A 19,326-nucleotide genomic window follows, 5' to 3' on the forward strand; every position below is an offset into this window, starting at 1 on the left:
GAGCTTGCTCGCGATGGCGTTCCTTCACTCACTGAACAGGGTGACTGATACGACGCCATCGCGAGCAAGCTCGGCTCCTACAGGGTTTTATGTTTGTCGTGATGCCTCTTACATCCACCCGTACTCGGCCATGGACAGCGGATCGCCGTCACCGATGATGAAATGGTCGAGCACCCGCACATCGATCAGGTCCAGCGCCTCTTGCAGGCGCTTGGTCAGCACTCGGTCGGCTTGACTGGGGTTGGTATTACCCGACGGATGGTTATGGCAGAGGATCAACGCTGCGGCGTTGTGGGCCAACGCACGTTTAACCACTTGTCTCGGATAGACACTGGTGCTGTCGATGGACCCGCGAAACAGCACTTCAAAGGTCTGCACTTGATGCCTGGAATCCAAAAAAAGACAGCCGAACACCTCGTGAGGCTCGTGGCGCAGCATTGATTTCAGGTAATCACGAACCGCTTGCGGATTTTCCAGCGCCGATTTTTGGCGCGCACGTTCGGCCAAATGCCGCCGGCTCATTTCCTGGACCGCTTGCAACTGAGCGAATTTCGCCGGCCCGAGCCCCAACTCCCTGCTGAACGCCTCCTGATCGGCCTCGAGCAGCGAGCGCAGGCTGCCAAACTGATTCAACAGGTGTCGCGCCAGATCTACCGCGCTTTTGCCCGACACGCCCGTTCGTAAAAAAATCGCCAGCAGTTCGGCGTCTGAAAGGCTCCCCGAGCCCAACTCAAGCAACCTCTCCCGCGGCCGTTCCGCCGCTGGCCAATCGCGAATACTCATAGCACCTCCCTGGTCTGTGGGCGCCGCTGTTCCGTAGCGGTCGCTGTGATATCGTAGCCCATCTTTTTTGCGGGCGATTTCATCCCTGGGGAGGGGGTATCGCCATGCAGTCATCAACGAAATGAAAGGCAGACCTATGCAGCGGCTGTATCGGAAACGCATCGTTCTGGGCGTCGGCGGCGGCATCGCTGCCTACAAGAGCGCCGACCTGGTTCGCCGCCTGATCGACCAGGGCGCTGAAGTGCGCGTGGTCATGACCCGCGGCGGCAGCGAGTTCATCACACCGTTGACCATGCAGGCCTTGTCCGGGCATCCGGTCCACCTCGACTTGCTCGACCCTGCGGCCGAAGCTGCCATGGGCCACATCGAGCTGGCCAAATGGGCCGACCTGGTGCTGATCGCCCCCGCCACCGCGGACCTCATTGCCCGCCTGGCCCAAGGCATTGCCAACGACCTGCTGACCACGCTGGTGCTGGCCACCGACGCCGTGGTCGCCGTTGCCCCGGCGATGAACCAGGCCATGTGGCGCGACCCGGCTACCCAGGCCAACCTGCAAACCCTCGAAAGCCGCGGCCTGAAAACCTTCGGCCCAGCCTCCGGCAGCCAGGCCTGCGGCGACGTTGGCATGGGTCGCATGCTCGAAGCCACCGACCTCGCCCAGTGCGCGGCGGACTGCTTCCAGCGTCAGGCGCTGACCGGCAAACACGTGCTGATCACCGCTGGCCCGACCCAGGAAAACATCGACCCGGTGCGCTACATCACCAACCACAGCTCCGGAAAGATGGGTTTTGCCCTGGCCGAGGCCGCAGTGGAAGCCGGCGCCCGCGTCACGCTGATCACCGGCCCGGTGCACCTGCCGACCCCGGATCGCGTCACCCGCATCGACGTGGTCAGCGCCCGCGACATGCTCGCCGCGTGTGAAGCCGCGATCCCTTGCGACCTGTTCATCGCCTCGGCAGCGGTTGCGGATTACCGCCCGGAAGTCGTCGCCCCACAGAAACTCAAGAAAGACCCTACGAACGGCGACGGCTTGTTGCTACAGATGGTGCGTAACCCAGACATTCTGGCCACCATTGCCACACGCCCCGACCGTCCGTTCAGTGTCGGGTTCGCCGCCGAAACCGAACACTTGCTCGATTACGCTGCCCGCAAGTTGAAAGACAAGAACCTCGATTTGATCGTCGCCAATGACGTCGCCAACCCGAGCATTGGCTTCAACAGCGAAGAAAACGCCTGCAGCGTGATCGACCGCCAGCTACACGCCACACTTTTCGCCCAGACCAGCAAGAGCAAGATTGCTCGCCAGCTGATCACTTTTATCGCCGAACGTCTGAACCAGGTTTAATTTACATGCACGCTTTGCAAGCCAAGATCCTCGACCCTCGCATCGGTACCGATTTCCCGCTGCCGCAGTACGCCACGCCAGGCTCCGCCGGCCTCGACCTGCGCGCCATGCTGGAAAAAGACACCGTCATCAAGCCGGGCGAAACCCTGCTGATCCCGACTGGCCTGTCCGTCTACATTGGCGATCCGGGCTTGGCGGCGCTGATTCTGCCGCGCTCCGGCCTGGGCCATAAGCACGGCATCGTGCTGGGCAACCTGGTCGGCCTGATCGACTCCGATTACCAGGGCCCGCTGATGGTGTCGTGCTGGAACCGTGGCCAGAACGATTTCAACATGGTGGTAGGCGAACGCCTGGCCCAGTTGGTGCTGGTACCGGTGGTTCAAGCGCATTTCGAGATGGTCGAGGAATTCGTCGAAACCCAGCGCGGCACTGGCGGGTTCGGCCACTCCGGCAGCCATTGATCCGATAGATGGCGGCCCGATACTTCATTGTGGGAGCGAGCCGGCTCCGGGCGGCGTTCCGACGATGACGGCTGCACATTCGACAAAGATGTCGCCTGCGAGTCCGCTATCGCGAGCCGGCTCGCTCCCACAAGTTTTGTACTGAATTGCAAAGACGTCATCTGGAAGGTTTACCACTGAAAATCAAGGCATTGGCCGGCCATTTACTCGCCGATGCTGGTGGCATGGCCTTTTCACACCACGAACTCTCAGTGGAAAACGCCGTCATACCCTTCAGTTTGAGCCTGCCGACGAGTTCTTCGCGGCAGGTCCAGCCACTTTCGAGATGGAGCATTCCTACAGATGAGCACCCCAGCCCAAGTCGCACCCAAGTTCCCCGACAGCATCTTCCGCGCCTACGATATTCGCGGCACCGTCCCGGAATTCTTGAACGCTGAAACCGCGTATTGGCTCGGTCGCGCCATCGGCTCCCAGAGCCTGGCCCAGGACGAACCCAACGTGTCCGTCGGCCGTGACGGTCGCCTGTCCGGCCCAGAACTGGTCGAACAACTGATCAAAGGCCTCGCCGATAGCGGTTGCCACGTCAGCGACGTCGGCCTGGTGCCAACGCCTGCGCTGTACTACGCCGCCAACGTGCTGGCCGGCAAATCCGGCGTGATGCTCACCGGCAGCCACAACCCGTCGAACTACAACGGCTTCAAGATCGTCATCGCTGGCGACACCCTGGCCAACGAACAGATCCAGGCCCTGCACGAACGCCTCAAGACCAACAACCTGAGCAGCGGCAAGGGCAGCATCACCCAGGTCGAGATCCTCGACCGCTACAACACCGAAATCGTCCAGGACATCAAACTGGCTCGCCGCCTGAAAGTCGTGGTCGACTGCGGTAACGGCGCGGCCGGCGTGATCGCCCCGCAACTGATCGAAGCCCTGAACTGCGAAGTCATCCCGCTGTTCTGCGACGTCGACGGCAACTTCCCGAATCACCACCCGGACCCGGGCAAGCCTGAAAACCTTGTGGACCTGATCGCCAAGGTCAAGGAAACCAACGCTGACCTGGGCCTGGCGTTCGACGGCGACGGCGACCGCGTCGGCGTGGTGACCAACACCGGCAGCATCGTCTACCCCGACCGTCTGCTGATGCTGTTCGCCCGTGACGTGCTGGCGCGCAACGCTGACGCGGAAATCATCTTCGACGTCAAATGCACCCGCCGCCTGACGCCGCTGATCAAGGAATACGGCGGCCGTCCGCTGATGTGGAAGACCGGTCACTCGTTGATCAAAAAGAAAATGAAACAGACTGGCGCCCTGTTGGCCGGCGAAATGAGTGGGCACATCTTCTTCAAGGAACGCTGGTTCGGTTTCGACGACGGCATTTACAGCGCCGCGCGTCTGCTGGAGATCCTCAGCAAAGAAAAATCCACCGCGGAAGAGCTGTTTGCGACCTTCCCGAACGATATTTCTACGCCGGAAATCAATATCCATGTGACCGAAGAGAGCAAATTCAGCATCATTGATGCTCTGCACGACGCGAAGTGGGGCGAAGGCGCCGACCTGACCACCATTGACGGCGTGCGAGTCGACTACGCCAAAGGCTGGGGCCTGGTGCGCGCGTCCAACACCACACCGGTGCTGGTGCTGCGCTTCGAGGCCGATGACGAGGCTGAATTGCAACGCATCAAGGACGTGTTCAAAGTCCAGTTGAAGCGTGTTGCCCCTGATCTCCTTTTACCGTTTTGATTTATCGAAGCGCCTTTTATTGAAGTGCCGGAGCCCTGAATGACCCTCGAACGCGAAGCCGCCGCCAACACCGCCAAGGTCCTGTCCGAAGCGCTGCCTTACATTCGCCGCTATGTCGGCAAGACGCTGGTGATCAAATATGGCGGCAACGCGATGGAAAGCGAGGAGCTGAAAACCGGCTTCGCCCGCGACATCGTGCTGATGAAAGCCGTCGGCATCAACCCGGTGGTGGTTCACGGCGGCGGCCCGCAAATCGGCGACCTGCTCAAGCGTCTGTCGATCGAGAGCCACTTCATCGATGGCATGCGCGTGACTGACGCGCAAACCATGGACGTGGTGGAAATGGTCCTCGGCGGCCAGGTCAACAAGGACATCGTCAACCTGATCAACCGTCATGGCGGCAGCGCCATCGGCCTGACCGGTAAAGACGCCGAGCTGATTCGTGCGAAAAAGCTCACCGTGACCCGCCAGACGCCGGAGATGACCCAACCGGAAATCATCGACATCGGCCAGGTCGGTGAAGTGGTCGGCATCAACACCGACTTGCTGAACCTGCTGGTCAAAGGTGACTTCATCCCGGTGATCGCGCCAATCGGTGTCGGTTCCAACGGCGAGTCGTACAACATCAACGCTGACCTGGTAGCCGGTAAAGTCGCCGAAGCACTGAAAGCTGAAAAGCTGATGCTGCTGACCAACATCGCCGGCCTGATGGACAAGTCGGGCACGGTCCTGACCGGCCTGACCACCCAACAGGTCGACGACTTGATCGCCGACGGCACCATCTACGGCGGCATGCTGCCGAAGATCCGTTGCGCGCTGGAAGCCGTGCAAGGTGGCGTGGGCAGCTCGTTGATCATCGATGGCCGGGTGCCGAATGCGATTCTTCTGGAAATCTTCACCGACACCGGTGTGGGTACCTTGATCAGCAATCGCAAGCGTCACTGATTCAAGTACGTCAAAAGATCGCACCCTTCAGCAGCACCTATGGATGTACGAATATTCCGTAGGAGCTGATGAAGTCTGCGATCTTTTTTATGCGCGCAGGAAATGTCTGACCTGATTAAGCGAAACGTCCGACATCCCGCCAGCATTAGTCCGCATAGGATCTTCCCTGTATCCACAGGAGATCTTCCCCATGAAAAAAGACCACGTTCCCTACGGCAGTGATGTTTCAGCAGGCACTTACGAGTGCGCAGACTGCGGGCGCGAATACTCCAATCAGTCAAAGACTTCGCTTCCGCCGTGTCCAGACTTCAAACCCAGCACCCACACACTCAATGGCTGGAATATCCTGACCGGCCAAGGTGACGCCGTGGCAGATCCGTATCCAAACAAGCCTTCCAAGTAATCACGGGGGTCTGAACCATGCAGATCTCGTTCACGATCGACGCCCAGGCATTCGACCTCGAGCAAAAGGAGCCGGTCAAAAAGACCCTGAGGATCTCCGACCACGAAATCACCCACGCGCTGCAGCGAATCGCCAAGGCGAGCCTGACCGAATACTTGAAAATGCTGGTCGAAGGCGGCATGCCGAGTCGGGCCGATGAAGCGAAACAGGACCGTTTGCTGTATCTGATTCAAAGCTACTTCGGACAGACATTGCCGACCGAATCTCAGATATCGACGATTTTTCAGCTGACCCAAAGCCAAAGCAAAACCCTGCTGAAAAACACGGTTTCGCGCTTTCGCAATCAGCTGGACGAGATCCTTCAACACAGCATGAGGGCCGTGATCGAAACAGCAGAGCATGCGCAGACGGTTTATCTGGTGGTCATCAGCTCTGACGTCATCCGTGATGAGCTGAACATGCTGATCACCCAAAACGAGCCGACATTCAAACCCATCACCAAACGCAAAGGCAGCGCCGGTCAGTTCGAAATCAGTGAAGACTCCCACGCGCTGTTATGCCAGACACTGGGCCTGAATGCCGTTCAGTGACATCGTCGCGGTCAGCGGTTTGCTGCTGACCTTGACCACCTTCATGTTCAACCTGGCTTGGCCGAAGCTGCATGAAGCGTTGGAACTGGATGAAAAACAACCAGGTCCGCTGGCCAGAAAACGCAGCCAAGGGAAAGTGATGAGCGTTTTGTTGGGCCGCGCCGTACCGCTGACCTGCGCCTTCATGGCGTTGTTTTACGTCAATCTGCCGGCCGCCGTAAGGATCATGGGAAGCAGCACGCTGGATCTGTGGGATTTCGATGTGGATCGCACGCTCTACGTGCTAGTCGTCCTGGCACTGCTGGTGTTTGCGCTGTTCAGCCTGGGATTGGTACTAAAACTAATCGGAAAATGGCGAAGACTGCGCTGACGACACAAAACAAAAGACCCCACTCAGCCTGGCTGAGCGGGGTCTTTTTTTGTACGCCAATCCTGTGGGAGCGGGCTTGCTCGCGAAGAGGCCATCAGATTCAACATCTTCGTTGACTGATACACCGCTTTCGCGAGCAAGCCCGCTCCCACAGGTGATTGTGGTTAAACGCCGAACTGCGCGCGGTAGGCTTCAACCGCCGGCAGGTGCTGCTTGAGCTGCGGGTCATCAGCCAGGAATTCGAGCACCTGGTTCAGCGAAACAATGCTGATCACCGGAATGCCGAAGTCACGCTCCACTTCCTGGATGGCCGACAACTCGCCGTTGCCACGCTCCTGACGGTTCAGGGCGATGAGCACACCCGCCGCCTTGGCGCCGTCCTGGGAAGCGATGATCTGCATCACCTCGCGGATGGCAGTACCGGCGGTGATCACGTCGTCGATGATCAACACATCACCGGTCAACGGCGCGCCGACCAGACTGCCGCCTTCGCCGTGAGCCTTGGCTTCCTTGCGGTTGAAGCACCATGGCAAATCACGGTCATGATGCTCGGCCAAGGCCACTGCGGTGGTCGCCGCCAAAGGGATGCCTTTGTACGCCGGGCCAAACAACACATCGAACGAAATACCGCTCTCGACGATGGCTGCCGCGTAGAAACGACCCAGCTGCGCAAGGGCCTTCCCTGAGTTGAACAGGCCGGCATTGAAGAAGTAAGGACTGGTGCGTCCGGACTTCAGGGTGAACTCGCCGAAGCGCAAAACGCCGCGATCGATGGCAAAACGAATGAAATCGCGCTGATACGCTTGCATGAAAAAAACCCCAAATACCACGGATTTAGCTAATTAGGTTGACGCCGTGTATCATACACGCACGCGATTTTTGGGGCCATTTATGCGGATCATCAGTGTGAACGTCAATGGTATTCAGGCTGCAGTGGAGCGAGGTTTGCTCAGTTGGCTGCAAGCACAGAATGCCGACGTCATCTGCCTGCAGGACACCCGCGCCTCCGCCTTTGAACTGGACGATCCAGCCTTCCAACTGGATGGCTACTTCCTTTATGCCTGCGAAGCTGAAGTTCCCGCCCAGGGTGGCGTGGCTTTGTATTCGCGGTTGCAACCGAAGGCAGTCATCAGCGGTCTCGGCTTCGAGACAGCCGACCGCTACGGGCGCTACCTGCAAGCCGATTTCGACAAGGTCAGCATCGCGACCTTACTGCTCCCTTCGGGGCAGAACGGCGATGAAGACTTGAACCAGAAGTTCAAGCTAATGGACGATTTCGCCCGTTATCTGGATAAACAGCGACGCAAACGTCGCGAGTACATTTACTGTGGCTCGCTGTACGTGGCGCAACAGAAGCTGGATATCAAGAACTGGCGTGACAGCCAGCAATCCCCGGGATTCCTGGCACCTGAACGTGCCTGGATGGACGAGATTGTCGGCAACATGGGTTATGTCGATGCGTTGCGCGAAGTCAGCCGTGAAGGCGACCAGTACAGCTGGTGGCCGGATAACGAACAGGCTGAAATGCTCAATCTCGGTTGGCGTTTCGACTATCAGTTGCTGACTCCAGGCCTGCGTCGCTTCGTACGCAGCGCGCGTCTGCCTCGTCAGCCACGGTTCTCGCAACACGCACCGCTGATCGTGGACTACGATTGGACGCTGACCATCTAAGCGTCGTTTCGTACGTACAAAAAAGCCGACATCTCTGTCGGCTTTTTTGTGCACGCTGATTTCTGGCTCTTTGTAGGAGTAAGCCTGCTCGCGATAGCGGTAGACCAGTCACGTTAATGTTGAATGTGAAGGCCTCATCGCGAGCAGGCTCGCTCCTACAGGGGATTTGTGTTGTGACTTACTTGATCAAGCGCCAGGTGAACGGGTAACGATAAGGCACCCCTTCATTGGCCTTCACGCCGGCAATGATCGTCAGCACCAGCGCACCGATCGCCAACAGACCGAACAGGAAGAACCCGACGATCACCACCATCAGCAGGAAGCAGATGGCGGAGGCAATGGCGACGGTGATCTGAAAGTTCAGCGCCTCCTTGCCTTGAGCATCAACAAACGGGTCCATCTCGCGCTTCATCTGCCAGAGAATCAGCGGGCCGATCAGCGTACCGAACGGAATCCAGATCCCCAGCAAGGCGGACAGGTGACAAAACATTGCCCACTGCCGAACCTCTTTGCTCGGTGTGGGAAGCAGCTGTTGCTCGTCACTCATGGCGTCCTCCTTGTGTGGAACAGTCCGATCAGTCGGCCAGTGCAGCCTTTTGCAGCTCGAAGATTTCGCTCATGCCTTTCTTCGCCAACTCAAGCATAGCGTTCAGTTCTTCCGGCTGGAACGGAGCGCCTTCGGCAGTGCCCTGGACTTCGATGAAGCCGCCAGTGCTGGTCATCACCACGTTCAAGTCGGTCTCGGCGGCCGAGTCTTCCAGATAGTCGAGGTCGAGTACCGGCTCACCCTGGTACATACCCACCGATACGGCTGCAATCATTTGCTTGAGCGGGTCGCCGCCTTTCAGGCCGCCGCGCTTCTTGATCACTTTCAAGGCATCGACCAGTGCAACCATGGCGCCGGTGATGGACGCGGTGCGGGTGCCGCCGTCAGCCTGGATCACATCGCAATCGACGTACAGGGTGACGTCGCCCAGCTTGGACATATCCAGCGAAGCGCGCAGGGAACGACCGATCAGACGCTGGATTTCCAGGGTGCGGCCGCCTTGTTTGCCGCGGCTCGCTTCACGCTGGTTACGCTCGCCGGTGGCGCGCGGCAGCATGCCGTATTCAGCGGTCAACCAGCCTTGACCCTGACCTTTGAGGAAACGCGGCACGCCGTTCTCGACGCTGACGGTGCAGATGACTTTGGTATCACCGAACTCGACCAGTACAGATCCCTCGGCGTGTTTGGTGTAGTTGCGGGTAATGCGGATCGAGCGGAGCTGATCGGCAGCGCGACCACTTGGACGTTTCATAGGGAATACCTGTACGGGGGACGGAAAACTGCGGAGCATTATAGAGCCGCAGGGCCAGGAGTGGGCACTTCTAAAAAAATCCCCCGACGACTGAAGGCCCGCAATAGCGCTTTACCGACGGCCTGCAGCCCTTTGTCACTCCGTGTGTTTGGGCGCATTCGCCCCACTGCGCTACAATCCTGCGCCTTTGCTGCCTCTTGGCTTAAATTCATATAGATCAGGTCTGCGAAACCTTTGGTAACGCATGAACCTGCATTGCGAGGTACCTCCATGGTGCACAGCATGACCGCCTTCGCCCGCGTCGAAAAAGCCGGCGCCCAAGGCACCCTGAGCTGGGAACTGCGCTCGGTCAACAGCCGCTACCTGGAGCCGCACTTGCGTCTGCCGGAGTCCTTTCGCGACCTCGAAGGCGCGGTCCGCGAAGCCCTGCGCCAGGGAATCTCCCGAGGCAAGCTCGAATGCACCTTGCGCTTCACCGAAGAAAATACCGACAAACCCCTGCAAGTGGACCGCGAGCGCGCCGCGCAATTGGTCGCCGCCGCCGAGACCATCGCCGGCCTGATCAAAAATCCGGCCGCGCTGAACCCGCTGGAAGTCCTGGCCTGGCCCGGCGTGCTGGTGGGCGACGCGACCGACCCGCAAGCCTTGAATGCCGAAGCCCTGGCGCTGTTCAACGAAGGCCTGAAAGAACTCAAGGCCGGCCGCGAGCGCGAAGGCGCGGAGCTGGCGCGGTTGATCAACGATCGCCTGACCTCCATCGAAGAAGACGTGGTAACCCTGCGTGAACTGGTCCCGCAGATGCTTGCCACCCAGCGCCAGAAGGTCCTCGACCGCTTCGCCGACATGAAGGCCGAGATGGATCCGCAGCGGCTGGAGCAGGAAATGGTCATGCTCGCGCAAAAGAGCGACGTCGCCGAAGAACTGGATCGCCTGAGCACTCACATCATCGAAGTCCGCCGGGTGCTCAAATCCGGTGGCGCTGCCGGTCGGCGCCTGGACTTCCTGATGCAAGAGCTCAACCGCGAAGCCAACACACTGGGCTCCAAAGCCTTCGACCCGCGCAGCACCCAGGCGGCGGTCAACCTCAAAGTGTTGATCGAGCAGATGCGCGAACAAGTGCAGAATATTGAGTAAGGCAACCCTGACATGACCCACAGCACCGGCACCCTGTACATCATTTCCGCCCCTTCGGGCGCGGGCAAGAGCAGCCTGGTCAAGGCCTTGACCGACTCCGATCAGGAGATCCGCGTCTCGGTTTCCCACACCACCCGCGCCATGCGCCCCGGTGAAGTGGACGGCGTGAACTATCACTTCGTCTCCCGCGAAGCGTTTGTGAAGATGGGCGAACATGGCGACTTCCTGGAGCGCGCCGAAGTGTTCGGCAATCTCTACGGCACCTCGCAAAGCCACTTGCAGCAGACCCTCGACGCAGGCCACGACTTGATCCTGGAAATCGACTGGCAAGGCGCCGAGCAAGTGCGCAAGTTGATGCCCCAGGCCCGTTCGATCTTCATTCTGCCGCCGTCCCTGCAAGCCTTGCACCAGCGCCTGACCAATCGTGGCCAGGACAGCGACGAGATCATCGAAGGCCGGATGCGCGAAGCCGTCAGCGAAATGAGTCACTACGGCGACTACGATTACCTGATCATCAACGACGATTTCGCCCACGCACTGCGCGATTTGCAGGCGATTTTCCGTGCCAATCAGCTGCATCAGAAGCGCCAGCAGCAGCGTCACGGAAAACTTTTGGCCGAATTGCTCGGCTAAACAGCTCTTCCCAAAACCGCTGCAAGGGCTTTACATTGGTACTTGCAGCGCGTTGAAGGGCTTGGTCAAAAAATCAGCGCTTCCCTAATCGCTGGTGATTTTTTAAACTGTTGAGTCCGCTCGCCCAACCGGGCAGCGCGCATATTGCATTCGCTCCGAGGAATACCATGGCCCGCGTAACCGTTGAAGATTGCCTAAACCACGTGGAAAATCGCTTTGAGCTGGTCATGCTGTCTACCAAGCGTGCCCGTCAACTGGCCACCGGCGGCAAAGAGCCACTGGTTCAGTGGGAAAACGACAAGCCTACCGTTGTAGCCTTGCGTGAAATCGCTGAAGGCCTGATGAGCTACGAGTTCATCGCCAACGCTGAAATCGTCGAAGACGAACCGCTGTTCGCAGCGTTCGAGGACGAGTCCAACGAGGCAGTCTAAGCCATGCCTGGTCGACGTAGCACGGCGCGGGGTCACAGCGAACGGCAGGTCTCATCATGCCGAGCATAGACGCCCTCGCCGATCGCTTATCGACCTACCTCGGCAAGGACCAGGTCAACCTGGTCCGCCGAGCGTACTTCTACGCCGAACAAGCCCACGACGGCCAACGCCGCCGTAGCGGCGAGGCGTACGTCACGCACCCACTCGCGGTTGCGAATATTCTTGCCGACATGCACATGGACCATCAGAGCCTGATGGCTGCGATGCTGCATGACGTGATCGAAGACACCGGTATTGCCAAGGAAGCGCTGCAAGCGCAATTCGGCGAAACCGTGGCCGAACTGGTCGACGGGGTCAGCAAACTGACCCAGATGAACTTCGAGACCAAAGCCGAAGCCCAGGCTGAAAACTTCCAGAAGATGGCGATGGCCATGGCCCGCGACATTCGCGTGATCCTGGTCAAACTGGCCGACCGCCTGCACAACATGCGGACCCTGGAAGTCCTGTCCGGCGAAAAACGCCGACGCATCGCCAAGGAAACCCTGGAAATCTATGCGCCCATCGCCAACCGGCTGGGCATGCACGCCATCCGCATAGAATTCGAAGACCTTGGCTTCAAGGCGATGCACCCGATGCGTTCCGCACGGATCAACCAGGCGGTCAAACGCGCCCGGGGCAACCGCAAGGAAATCGTCAACAAGATCGAAGAATCCCTCAGCCATTGCCTGGCCATCGACGAAATCCAGGGCGAGGTCAGTGGTCGCCAGAAACACCTCTACGGCATCTACAAGAAAATGCGCGGCAAGCGTCGGGCCTTCAACGAGATCATGGACGTCTACGCGTTCCGGATCATCGTCGACAAGGTCGATACCTGCTACCGCGTGCTGGGTGCTGTGCATAATTTGTACAAACCGTTGCCGGGGCGCTTCAAGGATTACATCGCGATCCCCAAGGCCAACGGCTACCAGTCGCTGCACACCACCTTGTTCGGCATGCACGGTGTACCGATCGAGATTCAGATCCGCACCCGTGAAATGGAAGAGATGGCCAACAACGGCATCGCCGCCCATTGGCTCTATAAATCCAGTGGCGATGAACAGCCCAAAGGTACTCATGCCCGCGCCCGCCAGTGGGTCAAAGGCGTGCTGGAGATGCAGCAACGGGCCGGCAACTCGCTGGAATTCATCGAGAGCGTGAAGATCGACCTGTTCCCGGACGAGGTCTACGTGTTCACGCCCAAAGGCCGGATCATGGAGCTGCCCAAAGGCTCCACGGCGGTCGACTTCGCTTACGCGGTGCACACCGACGTGGGCAACAGCTGCATTGCCTGTCGGATCAATCGTCGTCTCGCGCCGCTGTCCGAACCGCTGCAAAGCGGCTCCACGGTCGAGATCGTCAGCGCCCCCGGGGCACGGCCGAATCCGGCGTGGCTCAACTTCGTGGTCACCGGCAAGGCGCGGACGCACATCCGCCATGCGCTGAAACTGCAGCGCCGCTCCGAGTCCATCAGCCTCGGCGAACGCCTGCTGAACAAGGTACTCAACGGTTTCGACAGCTCGCTGGAAAAAATCCCGGCCGAGCGCGTGCAGTTGATGCTCCACGAATACCGCCTCGAACTGATCGAAGACCTGCTCGAAGACATCGGCCTGGGCAATCGCATGGCCTACGTGGTCGCCCGCCGACTGCTGGGTGAAGGCGAACAGCTGCCGAGTGCCGAAGGCCCGCTGGCGATTCGCGGCACCGAAGGCCTGGTGCTCAGTTACGCCAAGTGCTGCACGCCGATCCCGGGCGACCCGATTGTCGGCCACCTGTCCGCGGGCAAAGGCATGGTCGTGCACCTGGATAACTGCCGCAACATCAGCGAAATCCGCCACAACCCGGAAAAATGCATCCAGCTCTCGTGGGCCAAGGATGTCACCGGCGAATTCAATGTCGAACTGCGCGTCGAGCTGGAACACCAGCGCGGCCTGATCGCTCTGCTGGCCAGCAGCGTCAACGCGGCCGACGGCAATATCGAAAAAATCAGCATGGACGAACGCGATGGTCGCATCAGCGTGGTTCAACTGGTGGTCAGCGTGCACGACCGCGTACACCTGGCCCGCGTGATCAAGAAACTGCGCGCCCTGACCGGGGTGATTCGCATCACTCGCATGCGTGCTTAAGCCACTCATTACAAGGAGTCATTCATGACCAAAACAGTTATTACCAGCGACAAGGCCCCGGCTGCCATCGGCACTTACTCCCAGGCAATCAAGGCCGGCAACACCGTTTACATGTCGGGTCAAATTCCTCTGGACCCAAAAACCATGGAACTGGTTGAAGGCTTCGAAGCCCAGACCGTCCAGGTGTTCGAGAACCTCAAAGCCGTGGCTGAAGCCGCTGGCGGTTCGTTCAAAGACATCGTCAAACTGAACATCTTCCTCACCGACCTGAGCCACTTCGCCAAGGTCAACGAGATCATGGGCAAGTACTTTGACCAGCCTTACCCTGCCCGCGCCGCCATCGGCGTAGCGGCCCTGCCAAAGGGTTCGCAGGTTGAGATGGATGCCATTCTGGTCATCGAGTAATGTGTCCGGCGCAGCCTTCCAAAGGCTGCGCCGATCTTGCTTTGAAAGGATTCCACCATGCGCCAAGCGCTAGCTCTCTCGCTGGTCGCCCTACTCTTGGGCGGTTGTGCCAGCAATCCTGCCGACCGTGACATCAGCGGCACCTGGATCAATCAAGTGGCGATCGATTCAGCAGCCAAAGGCGGCCCCCTGCGCGAAGCGCTCCAGGCCTATGGCCCGAACCTGGAATGGGACGTCAACACCAAGGCCGGGCAGGCCCGCTACACCAACGGTTTTGAAAACGTCGACGGCAAGCTGCTGGGCGAACAGTCCGGCGCCTGGAAAGTCGACTTTTATGGCAGCTCGGGTAGCGAGCTGAAGCGTGACGGCAAGCAACTGAGCCAGGTCGCCAGCGACAATGAGCCGGAGCAAGTCTTCGACCGCGCGCAGGTTACGGTGCCGGACGGCGCACCGATTGGTGCCAGTTTTGAACGCGCACTGTATTCGGCCTACATGGGCGGCAGCTGGAAAGTCGTCAGCGGTCCCGGCGAAGGCAATACCGTGCAATTCCAGGCTGATGGCCAGGTTGCCGGCCTGCCGGGGGCGGATCGTTATGCCTTGTGTCTGGCGGGCGATTGCGCGTCGATGAGCGGCGGTAACGACAACATGTGGCTACAGGCGAATGGTCAGGGCAACACCTGGATCTTTGCGCGCAAGGGCAAGGAACTGGAAATCCTCCAGGCAGTGAACACCGCACACGCGGATGAAATGCCGCAGTTCACCCCGGGTGATCGCAAGTGGTTGCTGGAAAAACAGTGATACAGAATACAGGAGCCTACGGGCTCCTTTTTCTTTAGCCTGCACCGTCGAGTTCTTTGCCTCCCGCTCAAGGATTGATCATGCGCCCACTGCTTATTCTTGGCCTGTTGCTGCTCGGCGGCTGCACCTCTATGCCCGCAGAAACGGATATCAGCGGTATCTGGATCAATCAGGCAGCCATCGATGCGGCGGCCCAAGGCCAGTCTTTACATAAAGCCCTGAACACCCATGGCCGGAATCTGGAATGGGACATCAACACCCACACCGGCAAGGCGCAAGTGAGCAGCGGGTTTGAGAGGGGTGAAGGCCAACTGCTGCAAAAGTCACCCAATGCCTGGAGCGTCGACTACAACGGCTACGGCACTGACGAACTGCGCCTGGAGGACAAGCGACTGACTCAACTGGCCAAGGAGCACGTCCCCCAGCAGGTGTTCAGCCGCACCAGCAAGACCGCCAAAACGAAAACAGGGTGGGTTGATACCTTCAGGAGCGCCTTGAACGCTGCCTATATGGGTGGGCAGTGGGAAATCATCGACAGTCACGGAACAGGCCAAATGGTCGTGTTTACGGAAGATGGCCATGTTTCAGGGTTACCGGGAACCGATCGATACGAGTTATGCCTGGACGGTGATTGCGCCAGCCAAGGTGCAGGCAATGACACCTTGTATCTGAGCACGGGCGACCTGAGTGACACATGGATTTTCGTTCGCAAAGGCAAGCAACTGGAGATTTTCCAGGCAATCAATCAATCCCGGCCAGACGAAATCCCCTACTTAACCCCCGGCCCACGCCACTGGCTGCTGGTAAAACAATGACCCAAAAACAAAGGCGCCCGCAGGCGCCTGTTGTTTAGAGGCTCGCTCAGCTCAACTCCCCTGGGCAAGTATCGCGGCATAACCTTCGCGGTAACTTGGGTACTTCGGTGTCCAGCCCAAGGCTTTCGCCCGAGCATTGCTGCATTGCTTACTGCCAGTGCGGCGCACGCTCTCGTCTTCGGCCCATTCGGTCACGCCCAGATACTCACGCAACCAGCCCACCACTTCGGCCAGCGGCGCAGGCGCATCGTCCACACCAATGTAGATGTCATCCAGCGCCACACCACGACGATCCGCTTCAAGCAGACACGCCATCAACCCCGCCGCGTCGTCGGCGTGAATGCGATTGCCATACAACGGTGGATCGACCGCCACGCGATAACCCTGACGGACCTGAGTCAGCAGCCTTTCGCGACCCGGGCCATAAATGCCAGTCAAACGTACGATGCTGGCCGGGATGCCACTATCGAGCGCAATCTGCTCGGTTTCCAGCATCACACGCCCCGAATAGCCAGCGGCCACAGCAGGCGAAGTCTCATCGACCCACTCGCCATCCTGCTGGCCATACACACTGCTGCTGGAAACAAACAGCAGGCGATTGGGCACCTGCCCGTAATCGTTCAGCCACTCCAGCACATGCTGCAAGCCCTGCACATAAGCGGCGCGGTAACCGGCTTCATCGTGCTCAGTGGCGGCCGCGCAATACACCAGATAATCCACCGCACCGATTGGCCAGGTTTGCGGACAGTCTTTATTGAACAGGTCGCCGGCGACGCCGATCACGCCCTTTGGCAGACGTGAGACGTCACGCCTCAGGCCGTGAACCTCCCATCCGACAGCCAACAATTGCGTGGCCAGACGACTACCAACATCACCACAGCCGGCGATCAAAACAGAGGGCGCGGACATCAGAAAACTCCCATCAGAAAGGCACAGACTAGCGCTGACAATGGACGAGCGGCTAGCAATGAAGGAAAAAAAGATACTCTATTACTTTTGTTAACAAGAATTAATTGCAATAATGCCGACCACTTTTGTTCTCGGCCTCACGAGGCCTGGAAGAGCATTTACCGTTTTTCTTTCTCAGGTCCGGCCAGCATGACACGCAATCATTTCCCCGCTTCGCCAACCAAACGACCTCGCGCCTGGAGCGCAGTGGCCGCCCTGCTGCTCAGCTTGATGCTGGCGCCGACCGCCGCTTTCGCTGACGCACAAGCGCCAGCCGCTCCGACTGCCACTGCGGCTCAAGCTCCAGCCGATCACGCCGCACCGGCCGTTACCCCGGCTGCGACCGACCCGGCCCAAGCCGTAGACACCACCGCCGAAGACGCTCCCGAAGTCCTTGAAGCCGACAACTCCCTGGGCATGGCCCACGACCTGTCGCCGTGGGGCATGTACCAGAACGCCGACATCATCGTGAAAATCGTGATGATCGGCCTGGCCATCGCATCGATCATCACCTGGACTATCTGGATCGCCAAGGGTTTCGAGCTGATGGGCGCCAAGCGTCGTCTGCGCACCGAAATCGTCCATCTGAAAAAAGCCACCACACTCAGAGAAGCCAGCGCTTCAGCCACCAAGCAAGGCACCCTCGCCAATTTGCTGGTGCATGACGCCCTGGAAGAGATGCGCTTGTCGGTCAACAGCCGCGAGAAAGAAGGCATCAAGGAACGCGTTGCCTTCCGCCTTGAGCGTCTGGTTGCAGCCTGCGGTCGCAACATGAGCAGCGGCACCGGCGTGCTCGCCACCATTGGTTCCACCGCGCCGTTCGTCGGCCTGTTCGGTACCGTTTGGGGCATCATGAACAGCTTCATCGGCATCGCCAAAACCCAGACCACCAACCTCGCCGTCGTGGCTCCCGGCATCGCCGAAGCCCTGCTGGCGACCGCGCTGGGTCTGGTTGCAGCGATTCCGGCCGTGGTGATCTACAACGTTTTTGCCCGCTCCATTGCCGGTTACAAGGCACAAGTGTCCGATGCCTCGGCTGAAGTCCTGCTGCTGGTCAGCCGTGACCTCGATCACCTGCCGACCACCGAGCGCTCCGCGCAACCCCACAGGGTCAAAGTAGGGTAATCAGCCATGGGCTTGCATTTGAAAGAAGGCGCAGACGACGATCTGGCCGAGAACCACGAAATCAACGTCACACCGTTCATCGACGTGATGCTGGTGCTGTTGATCATCTTCATGGTGGCAGCCCCGCTCGCCACCGTGGACATCAAGGTCGACCTGCCGGCTTCCAGCGCCAAACCGGCGCCGCGACCAGAGAAACCAGTGTTCCTCAGCGTCAAGGCTGACCAACGCCTGTTCCTCGGCGAAGACGAAGTGAAGGCCGAAGCACTCGGCGCCACCCTCGACGCCAGGACCAAAGGCAAGAAAGACACGACGATCTTCTTCCAGGCCGATAAAGGCGTGGATTACGGCGACCTGATGAGCGTGATGGACAACCTGCGCTCTGCCGGTTACCTGAAGGTGGGTCTGGTCGGACTCGAGACGGCAGTCAAGAAATGATCACGACGCGCCAAAAGCTGACGCGTTACAGCGCGAGCCTGGCCGTGGTGCTGGGCGTCCATGCGCTGGCCATTGCGCTGGCGCTGAACTGGACGTCGCGCCCACCGATCGAGCTGCCGCCGCAGGCGATGATGGTCGAGTTGGCGCCGGTTCCGGCCCCGCCACCGCCGGCACCGCCGAAGGTCATAACGCCGCCACAGCCACCCGCCCCGGTGGAAGAGCTGCCAATACCGAAACTAGCGGAAGTGCCCAAGGCCGAGATCGCTGTGCCGAAACCGGTCAAACCCAAGCCCAAGCCTCAACCGCCCAAGCCTGTGGAGAAAAAGCCGGAACCGCCTAAAGAGAAGCCGTCCGAGGAAAAACCGAGCGACGCGCAACCGACTCAGGCGCCAACGGAGAAATCGGCTCAGCCGGCACCGGGCCCATCACCGGCGCAGCAAGCGGCCAAGGCCAGCTGGCAAGGCACCCTGCTCGCTCACTTGGCCAAGTACAAGAAGTACCCGGCCAGTGCGCAGGCGCGGGGCAAGGAAGGCATGAACCGTCTGCGCTTCGTGGTGGATGCTGAAGGTAACGTGTTGTCGTTCGAACTGGTGGGCGAATCTGGTACTGCCGATCTGGACCGGGCGACCCTGGAAATGATCCGCCGCGCCCAGCCGCTGCCCAAGCCACCGTCCGACATGTTGACCAACGGCGCCATCGAAATCGTTGCACCATTTGTTTACTCGCTGGAAAAACGCCGACGCTAAACCACCGCAGATCCCCTGTGGGAGCGGGCTTGCTCGCGAAAGCGGTGTGACAATCGACATCAACTTTGACTGACACACCGCTTTCGCG

Annotated in this window: 22 protein-coding genes and 1 pseudogene; 18 read left to right on the forward strand and 5 right to left on the reverse strand. The window is 59.5% G+C overall.

From position 1 onward, the window contains the following. Positions 1-108: 108 nt before the first annotated feature. Positions 109-783, reverse strand: a complete 675-nt coding sequence (gene radC / locus KGB03_RS29635) for a RadC family protein (protein WP_111448282.1) — start codon at positions 781-783, stop codon at positions 109-111. Positions 784-919: 136 nt separating this feature from the next. Here radC and coaBC point away from each other — a divergent pair, with 136 nt between their 5' ends. The 7 genes and pseudogenes from coaBC to KGB03_RS29670 all read left to right on the forward strand — a co-directional run bounded on the left by coaBC (position 920) and on the right by KGB03_RS29670 (position 6,637). Beyond that, complete coding sequence (gene coaBC, locus KGB03_RS29640; protein WP_192408905.1) at positions 920-2,128, forward strand: bifunctional phosphopantothenoylcysteine decarboxylase/phosphopantothenate--cysteine ligase CoaBC; 1,209 nt, start codon at positions 920-922, stop codon at positions 2,126-2,128. Positions 2,129-2,133: 5 nt separating this feature from the next. Next, complete coding sequence (gene dut / locus KGB03_RS29645; protein WP_111448280.1) at positions 2,134-2,589, forward strand: dUTP diphosphatase; 456 nt, start codon at positions 2,134-2,136, stop codon at positions 2,587-2,589. Between the two features lie 363 nt (positions 2,590-2,952). After that, positions 2,953-4,329: pseudogene (locus KGB03_RS29650) on the forward strand (phosphomannomutase/phosphoglucomutase); the annotation flags it as partial. A 39-nt stretch (positions 4,330-4,368) separates the two neighbouring features. Then, positions 4,369-5,274, forward strand: a complete 906-nt coding sequence (gene argB / locus KGB03_RS29655) for an acetylglutamate kinase (protein ID WP_223530727.1) — start codon at positions 4,369-4,371, stop codon at positions 5,272-5,274. Between the two features lie 190 nt (positions 5,275-5,464). Then, the gene (locus KGB03_RS29660) at positions 5,465-5,677 is read left to right on the forward strand and encodes a hypothetical protein (protein WP_218536597.1); all 213 of its coding nucleotides are present in this window, start codon (positions 5,465-5,467) and stop codon (positions 5,675-5,677) included. Positions 5,678-5,694: 17 nt separating this feature from the next. Continuing rightward, positions 5,695-6,267 (forward strand): hypothetical protein, encoded by a 573-nt coding sequence (locus KGB03_RS29665; RefSeq protein ID WP_223530728.1) that lies wholly within the window; start codon positions 5,695-5,697, stop codon positions 6,265-6,267. Next, positions 6,254-6,637, forward strand: a complete 384-nt coding sequence (locus KGB03_RS29670; protein ID WP_223530729.1) for a hypothetical protein — start codon at positions 6,254-6,256, stop codon at positions 6,635-6,637. The genes KGB03_RS29665 and KGB03_RS29670 overlap by 14 nt, the downstream gene beginning before the upstream one ends. A gap of 164 nt (positions 6,638-6,801) precedes the next feature. On the opposite strand, the gene pyrE is transcribed toward KGB03_RS29670, so the two are convergent. Then, complete coding sequence (pyrE, locus tag KGB03_RS29680) at positions 6,802-7,446, reverse strand: orotate phosphoribosyltransferase (RefSeq protein WP_111448275.1); 645 nt, start codon at positions 7,444-7,446, stop codon at positions 6,802-6,804. Positions 7,447-7,528: 82 nt separating this feature from the next. On the opposite strand from pyrE, the gene KGB03_RS29685 reads away from it, so the two are divergent. Further along, positions 7,529-8,308: an exodeoxyribonuclease III gene (locus KGB03_RS29685; RefSeq protein ID WP_007934608.1), complete on the forward strand. Its 780-nt coding sequence runs from the start codon at positions 7,529-7,531 to the stop codon at positions 8,306-8,308. A gap of 178 nt (positions 8,309-8,486) precedes the next feature. Here the strand turns inward: KGB03_RS29685 and KGB03_RS29690 are convergent, their stop codons facing one another. Further along, on the reverse strand, positions 8,487-8,855 hold the full coding sequence (locus KGB03_RS29690; RefSeq protein ID WP_008150150.1) for a DUF4870 domain-containing protein: 369 nt from the start codon (positions 8,853-8,855) through the stop codon (positions 8,487-8,489). A gap of 28 nt (positions 8,856-8,883) precedes the next feature. Further along, complete coding sequence (rph, locus tag KGB03_RS29695; protein ID WP_046045041.1) at positions 8,884-9,606, reverse strand: ribonuclease PH; 723 nt, start codon at positions 9,604-9,606, stop codon at positions 8,884-8,886. 270 nt (positions 9,607-9,876) lie between these two features. Here rph and KGB03_RS29700 point away from each other — a divergent pair, with 270 nt between their 5' ends. The 7 genes from KGB03_RS29700 (at position 9,877) to KGB03_RS29730 (ending at position 15,984) form a co-directional block, all read left to right on the forward strand. Next, positions 9,877-10,740 carry a YicC/YloC family endoribonuclease gene (locus KGB03_RS29700; RefSeq protein ID WP_008150145.1) on the forward strand — a complete coding sequence of 288 codons (864 nt, stop codon included), beginning with the start codon at positions 9,877-9,879 and terminating at the stop codon, positions 10,738-10,740. A 12-nt stretch (positions 10,741-10,752) separates the two neighbouring features. Further along, positions 10,753-11,373 (forward strand): guanylate kinase, encoded by a 621-nt coding sequence (gmk, locus tag KGB03_RS29705; RefSeq protein ID WP_223530730.1) that lies wholly within the window; start codon positions 10,753-10,755, stop codon positions 11,371-11,373. A gap of 167 nt (positions 11,374-11,540) precedes the next feature. After that, positions 11,541-11,804: a DNA-directed RNA polymerase subunit omega gene (gene rpoZ, locus KGB03_RS29710; RefSeq protein WP_007894670.1), complete on the forward strand. Its 264-nt coding sequence runs from the start codon at positions 11,541-11,543 to the stop codon at positions 11,802-11,804. Positions 11,805-11,860: 56 nt separating this feature from the next. After that, positions 11,861-13,966 (forward strand): bifunctional GTP diphosphokinase/guanosine-3',5'-bis pyrophosphate 3'-pyrophosphohydrolase, encoded by a 2,106-nt coding sequence (gene spoT / locus KGB03_RS29715; RefSeq protein WP_218536593.1) that lies wholly within the window; start codon positions 11,861-11,863, stop codon positions 13,964-13,966. 24 nt (positions 13,967-13,990) lie between these two features. Further along, positions 13,991-14,371 carry a RidA family protein gene (locus tag KGB03_RS29720; protein WP_003229509.1) on the forward strand — a complete coding sequence of 127 codons (381 nt, stop codon included), beginning with the start codon at positions 13,991-13,993 and terminating at the stop codon, positions 14,369-14,371. A gap of 57 nt (positions 14,372-14,428) precedes the next feature. Beyond that, positions 14,429-15,169: a hypothetical protein gene (locus KGB03_RS29725; RefSeq protein WP_111448274.1), complete on the forward strand. Its 741-nt coding sequence runs from the start codon at positions 14,429-14,431 to the stop codon at positions 15,167-15,169. Between the two features lie 80 nt (positions 15,170-15,249). Continuing rightward, positions 15,250-15,984: a hypothetical protein gene (locus KGB03_RS29730; RefSeq protein ID WP_218536592.1), complete on the forward strand. Its 735-nt coding sequence runs from the start codon at positions 15,250-15,252 to the stop codon at positions 15,982-15,984. A gap of 51 nt (positions 15,985-16,035) precedes the next feature. Here the strand turns inward: KGB03_RS29730 and KGB03_RS29735 are convergent, their stop codons facing one another. After that, the gene (locus KGB03_RS29735) at positions 16,036-16,893 is read right to left on the reverse strand and encodes an SDR family oxidoreductase (RefSeq protein WP_223530731.1); all 858 of its coding nucleotides are present in this window, start codon (positions 16,891-16,893) and stop codon (positions 16,036-16,038) included. A gap of 189 nt (positions 16,894-17,082) precedes the next feature. Here KGB03_RS29735 and exbB point away from each other — a divergent pair, with 189 nt between their 5' ends. Genes exbB through KGB03_RS29750 form a run of 3 tightly spaced genes read left to right on the forward strand, consistent with a single transcriptional unit; the run spans position 17,083 to position 19,238 of the window. Then, on the forward strand, positions 17,083-18,057 hold the full coding sequence (gene exbB / locus KGB03_RS29740; protein ID WP_223530732.1) for a tonB-system energizer ExbB: 975 nt from the start codon (positions 17,083-17,085) through the stop codon (positions 18,055-18,057). Between the two features lie 6 nt (positions 18,058-18,063). Beyond that, entirely contained in the window at positions 18,064-18,492 is a 429-nt protein-coding gene (gene exbD / locus KGB03_RS29745; protein WP_008150131.1) for a TonB system transport protein ExbD, read from the forward strand. Beyond that, complete coding sequence (locus KGB03_RS29750; protein ID WP_223530734.1) at positions 18,489-19,238, forward strand: TonB family protein; 750 nt, start codon at positions 18,489-18,491, stop codon at positions 19,236-19,238. Before exbD ends, KGB03_RS29750 begins: the two co-directional genes overlap by 4 nt. Positions 19,239-19,326: the final 88 nt, after the last annotated feature.

It is taken from the genome of Pseudomonas sp. BF-B-26 (assembly GCF_019956495.1).
Classification (GTDB): Bacteria; Pseudomonadota; Gammaproteobacteria; order Pseudomonadales; family Pseudomonadaceae; genus Aquipseudomonas.